This is a genomic window from Syntrophorhabdaceae bacterium (genome assembly GCA_028713955.1).
Taxonomy (GTDB): domain Bacteria; phylum Desulfobacterota; class Syntrophorhabdia; order Syntrophorhabdales; family Syntrophorhabdaceae; genus UBA5609.
In genome coordinates, this window is record JAQTNJ010000219.1 from 1 (window position 1) to 5,315 (window position 5,315).

Sequence of the window (5,315 nt, forward strand, 5' to 3'; positions counted from 1 at the left end):
TTGTGGATCCGTTAAATATACTTCTGTCAAAGTTTGAGGTTACCTCCATATCAAATGCCTGGTCGTTTCAAAAAACATTTCTCGTCCTCGGGGGTATCGCAAGCTTTATCGCATCGTTCCTTATATCCGTCAAAGACATATTGAAAGACGACCAGGACATTCCAACCCTGTAAGGCGGTCGATAGCCGATAGTGAATAGTGAATAGCAGGCAAAAAAGGCTTACCGTATACCGCAATATAAAAACCCGTTCGGCGTGATGCGTTCGGCGTTCGGCGCGAGAAACCGTAATTTGTGAGTTATAATTAGTAAGGCGATAAATCCCGGAAGGCGTAGGCGTTAGGCGAGAAGCACCGTAAAAAGTGAAAGGTGAAAGGCGGGAGGTGGGAGGGAAGTTATCTGCGGCTTATCATCTCTTTTTCTTCGTAACGCAGACATTGGATGCCCGAACTCTCATAGACCACGAGCGAAGGCATTTCATGTGATTTGAAACCCATGGCCTTACAGCCCTTTGCGTGCTTCTTGTCCCATGTTATAAAAAAATGTTTACACTGAAAACAGTTGATGTACCCTTCCTTATCCATGTCTCTCGCCGAAGCCTCAGCAGATTATAACAACTTCCGTGCCGAGGTCAAGGAATGACTCTGTAAAGCGTGAGGCGATAAACCCCGTGGATCGTAAGGCGTAAGTCGTAAGGGGTAAGAACAAAATCCGTCGGCGTTTTGTCATTGCGATCCCGCCTAAGCGGGAGCGGCAATCTCATCCAACAAATTATACTCTGAGATCGCCACGTCGCTTCGCTCCTCGCGATGACAATACAATAAAGACCCTCAGCCCTTTGCTCTCTGCTCTCTGCTCTCTGCTGCAGTTTCCCCTCACGACTTACGACTTACGGTCATATTCAGTTATCTTTTAACAGAACAACAGAAACATGCTATAATGACGGTCGGCAAGAAAAATTAACATCGAGGCAGAGATGGAGACAATAAAATTAGCAGAACTTTTACTTGCAGCAATATATTATGAGACAGAAAATATAATAGGCCATACGTATATCTTCTTTTCGCTTCAAGAGGTTGCAACAACTCTGGGGGCCGGCGAAATGACGAATGTTGTTGAAGCGGCACAATTACTCGAATCGAAAGGTTTTGTTCTCCTCTCGCAAGGCAGTCCAAGCGATATAGGTATAATGATCACCAACGAGGGGTGCCTGTTTGCCGAGCAAGGTGGAGAAACGGGTATTATCGGTGAATACAGGGAATACAGAGAGAAGCAGAATGCAATGCAGCCTACAGGTGATCAGGCCGAAGTATCGACACCTCATGAAGAACCCCTCCAAACGGCAGCCCATCACGTCACACCCGAGATTACATGCCATAGTGTAATCATGGAGATTATGCATGTTCTCATCAACGACAGCTCCCTTGACATGGAAACTCGTGATTATCTCCTCAAGGATGTAGATACCCTGCACACACAGTTATCGAAACAAACAAGAAACGCGAAACTAATTGAGACGTTGCTCAATAACCTCGGGAACCAGCCATCGATCAAGCATCTTATCGCCCAACTCTCCTCCCTGATTTCTTGAGCTGTCAGCGATCAGCTTTCAGCTATCAGCCGTCAGCTATGAGCTATTAGCCGGTTTACGCTGCTTACTGCTTACTGCCTACTCAGTTTCCGCTCTCCACTCTCAGCTCTCCGCTCTCAGCTCTCCGCTCTCAGCTCTCCGCTCTCAGCTCTCCGCTCTTAGCTCTCCGCTCTCCGCTGCATCTACACCCTGAACTGTCCTACCAGGCCCTGCAGCTCCTTTGAGAGGTTGGCAAGTTGTGCGGCGGCGCCTGCATTCTCCTGGATCCTCTTCGCGGTATCCTGCATCACCCCTGAGATCTGCTGGATATTCGTCGCGATCTCGTTGGTTGTTGCAGTCTGCTCTTCAGAGGCTACGGCGATCTGGTTGATCTCGGTGGTAACGGTATTCACCTGCTTCAGGATATCTTTCAGGGCATCTCCTGATTTTGATGCCTCTTGCGTGCCCAGTTCGACCTCGTTCTCCCCTTCTTTCATGGAGGCAACGGCGTTCTTCGTCTCGGACTGCATGGACTCAATTGTGGCGCCGATCTCCTTCGTCGCCCCGGTGGTCCGTTCGGCAAGCTTCCGTACCTCATCGGCGACAACGGCAAAACCCCTGCCGTGTTCACCGGCTCGTGCCGCCTCAATGGCAGCGTTCAAAGCAAGGAGGTTGGTCTGGTCGGCAATCTCGTTGATGAGCCCCACGACCTCACCGATCTGCTCCGACCGTGTGCCGAGGCTCTTGATGATGCCGGCAGACTGTTTTACCCTGTCGTTGATCCGGGTCATCACGGAGATCGTCTCCTGGATGATGCCTTCGCCGCTCATTGCCGAGGTATTTGCCTTCTCGGAACTCCTGGCGACCATGACACAGTTCTGAGCGATCTCGGAGGATGTCGTCGACATCTCTTCACTGGCTGTCGCCACGGAATTCACCTGGGTAGCAGCCTCCTCGACGCCTGCCGACATCTGTTCCGCCGCGCTGTCGAGCATCGTTGCCGCGGAGGATACATCGTTACTGCTTTTTGCTACCTGCGTGATGGTCTCGTGCAGCTTATCGACGAAGACGTTGAAGTGCCTGCTCATCTCCCCGATCTCGTCGGTTGCGTTGATGTCAATGCGTTTTGTCAGATCACCACGGGAGATGTCTTCGATAACCTCGATGGCGTTGCTGATGGGCTTCAAGATCAGCTTCGTCATGAAGATGCTGATAAAAAGCGAGAGAGCTATTGCAATGGCCATGACCGCGATGGAGATGATAAGCACCCGCATAAAACTATTATGTGAGAAATCATAACTCTGTTTGCTGAGCTTGTTCTCCATCGCAAGGAGGTCCTGGAGCGTCTTGTTGAGAATCTGGAATGCGTCGTCGGATGTGCCCATGAACATGGTAGCTGTACTGAGGTCACCGGAGGAGAGATCAATTACGCCCTGAACCGGTTTTTTATACTCCGCAAGCTGATTCAGTGACTCTTGATAAAGCTTTTTTTGCTCTGCAGTGATACCTTTTGAAGCAACAATCGTTTTAATGGTCTCCGATGTCTTGTCGATGGCAACCAATTGTTCCTTTCCAAGGTCGCTGACCTTCTTTGCATCATAGTTCGCATTTGTCCAGCTGATGACCTTATAGACGTTGGCATGGACATTTGTGAGGTCGTTGCTGATCCTGGCGGACATCTGATATCCCTTGAATCTGTTATTAAAGATGTCGTTTATGGCAGATTTCTGGTTTACGTTCCCCATGTAAGACACAATACCAAAAATAATAAGGAAGAACATAACGCAGAGGGGAGACAGGAGCAGTTTTTTCGACATCTTTAAGTTTGTAAGGTACCCTTTCATAAAACCTCCCTGTATACCGTTGAGTGAACAGGAGCAACTGCGTTGAAGAAAGTTGCGCAGTCGCTCCCGGCCTGTTACTTCTTATAAATGCCACAACCTATAACCATGTTATCCATTTTCTGGAAATATGTGGATTTGTTATCGATCTTTTTTGTAGTAGGGTTCGTCCATTTGTAGTCAGCCCAGCCGCTTCCCTTTGCCTTGGCGGCGTCCGCCATTTCCTTGATGAACAATTTTCCATCCGCATCCTTCAGCCCGCTCATGTCTTTTCCGACAAGCCTGGGGTTGCCACCGTGAGCGAGTGTCATACCGTTTACATCAATGACAAAGATATAGAGGTCTTCTTTTTTAAACTGGGTGCCCTCGGTAAATTCCTTGAACGCCTTGTCCTTGCCCTGCGCCTTAAGGAAGGTTGCCGCTTTCTTCACCATTGCCTCAGCCTCTGCTGCAGTACCTGCTGCATAAAGGCTGGTTGTAAAAACCATAAAAAATATCCCGATCACCATTACCATAAAAATCTTTTTCATTTTACTACCTCCCTGTTGTAGTTTATCCCCCTGGATATACTGCAGTTAAGCACTTTTTATTCCATATCTATTCATAAATCCGGCACAAAATAGTTATCGCACGATTCAATTTTTAATTAAGCAGAGAAAGCAGATTTGGGCTGATGGCTGAGAGCTCATGGCAAATCCTAAATACTAAGCACCAAATCCTAAACAATATCGAAATCCAAATATTAAATGTTCAAAATGTATTATCATCAGAGGGGCAAAGCGACGTGGTTATTGCCGGTATCAAGCATCGAGTATCCAGCATCTGGTTTACTATGAGCTGTCTTCCGGTGCCTACTGCATACTGCCTACTCTTTGTTGATCTTGCTAATGACTGTGAGCTGTCGGCTATGAGCTGTAAGCTGTACTATTATTTATTCGATTCCCTCAGGACCACGCCGGCGATATTATTAAGGGGCATTACGGTATCAACAGCACCGAGTTTGATAGCCTCTTTCGGCATGCCGAAGACAACGCAGGATGCCTCATCCTGGGCAACAGTATATGCCCCGGCCTGTTTCATCTCAAACATCCCCTTCGCCCCGTCATCGCCCATTCCGGTCATGATAACGCCTACTGCATTTTTTCCGGCATACCGCGCGGCAGATCTGAAGAGCACGTCAACCGAAGGTCTGTGCCTGCAAACAAGGGGACCGTCCTTTACCTCTACATAATACCGGGCCCCGCTTCTTTTGAGCAGCGTATGCTTGTTGCCTGGGGCAATGAGGGCACGCCCGCGAACCACTGTATCATCATTTTCAGCCTCTTTTACCGAAATCCGGCAGATACCGTCAAGCCGTTTTGCAAAGGCAGCGGTAAAATGTTCGGGCATATGCTGGACGATGACCATGCCGGGCATATCAAGCGGCATTACTTCAAGGAAATCCTTCAATGCTTCTGTGCCTCCCGTTGAGGCGCCGGCAACAATGATCTTTTCAGTTGTCTGGATCATCGCCCTGGAACTAGGTTTTTCCAGGACGGCATCGGCGCTCAGCTTCGGTGCAACATTCTTCATATCTGGCGTCACTCTTTTGACCCGTGCGCCCCCTGCTGCCCTCACCGCATCGCAGATTATGACCTTTGTCTCTTCTAAATACTGCTTCACGCCAAGACGGGGTTTCTGAATAATGTCAACAGCGCCGTATTCCATAGCCTTCATGGCTGTCTCTGAACCTTTTTCCGTGAGGCTCGAACACATTACTATTGGTATAGGGTGCTGCCTCACATCTGTCCAAAATAAGTTTGAAGGGGGAACCCCGAACAGGTAAACTTAATTCGCGACAACCAAATAAACCTGAGGGGGCTCCCATGAATAAGTTTAGCAGTATGTTCGGCCAGGTGCTACACAT

At 48.7% G+C, this 5,315-nt stretch carries 5 protein-coding genes; 1 reads left to right on the plus strand and 4 read right to left on the minus strand.

The features are described 5' to 3' along the window. Positions 1 to 393: 393 nt before the first annotated feature. A complete protein-coding gene (locus tag PHU49_14155) occupies positions 394 to 582 on the minus strand; it encodes a hypothetical protein (GenBank protein ID MDD5245149.1) in 189 nt (62 codons plus the stop codon). 392 nt (positions 583 to 974) lie between these two features. On the opposite strand from PHU49_14155, the gene PHU49_14160 reads away from it, so the two are divergent. Then, positions 975 to 1,589, plus strand: coding sequence for a hypothetical protein (locus tag PHU49_14160; protein ID MDD5245150.1), 615 nt, complete (start codon positions 975 to 977; stop codon positions 1,587 to 1,589). Between the two features lie 182 nt (positions 1,590 to 1,771). Here PHU49_14160 and PHU49_14165 read toward each other — a convergent pair whose 3' ends face one another. The 3 genes from PHU49_14165 to PHU49_14175 form a co-directional block, all read right to left on the minus strand. Continuing rightward, positions 1,772 to 3,412 carry a methyl-accepting chemotaxis protein gene (locus PHU49_14165; protein MDD5245151.1) on the minus strand — a complete coding sequence of 547 codons (1,641 nt, stop codon included), beginning with the start codon at positions 3,410 to 3,412 and terminating at the stop codon, positions 1,772 to 1,774. Between the two features lie 74 nt (positions 3,413 to 3,486). Continuing rightward, on the minus strand, positions 3,487 to 3,939 hold the full coding sequence (locus tag PHU49_14170; GenBank protein MDD5245152.1) for a cache domain-containing protein: 453 nt from the start codon (positions 3,937 to 3,939) through the stop codon (positions 3,487 to 3,489). Positions 3,940 to 4,336: 397 nt separating this feature from the next. Next, positions 4,337 to 5,191: a chemotaxis response regulator protein-glutamate methylesterase gene (locus tag PHU49_14175; protein ID MDD5245153.1), complete on the minus strand. Its 855-nt coding sequence runs from the start codon at positions 5,189 to 5,191 to the stop codon at positions 4,337 to 4,339. Between the last annotated feature and the right edge of the window lie 124 nt (positions 5,192 to 5,315).

What these genes read in the sequence shown, in the direction of transcription:
- PHU49_14160 (MDD5245150.1), top strand. Translation starts at nt 975, where the DNA reads ATGGAGACAATAAAATTAGCAGAACTTTTACTTGCAGCAATATATTAT.
- PHU49_14170 (MDD5245152.1), bottom strand. Translation starts at nt 3,939, where the DNA reads ATGAAAAAGATTTTTATGGTAATGGTGATCGGGATATTTTTTATGGTT.
- PHU49_14165 (MDD5245151.1), bottom strand. Translation starts at nt 3,412, where the DNA reads ATGAAAGGGTACCTTACAAACTTAAAGATGTCGAAAAAACTGCTCCTG.
- PHU49_14155 (MDD5245149.1), bottom strand. Translation starts at nt 582, where the DNA reads ATGGATAAGGAAGGGTACATCAACTGTTTTCAGTGTAAACATTTTTTT.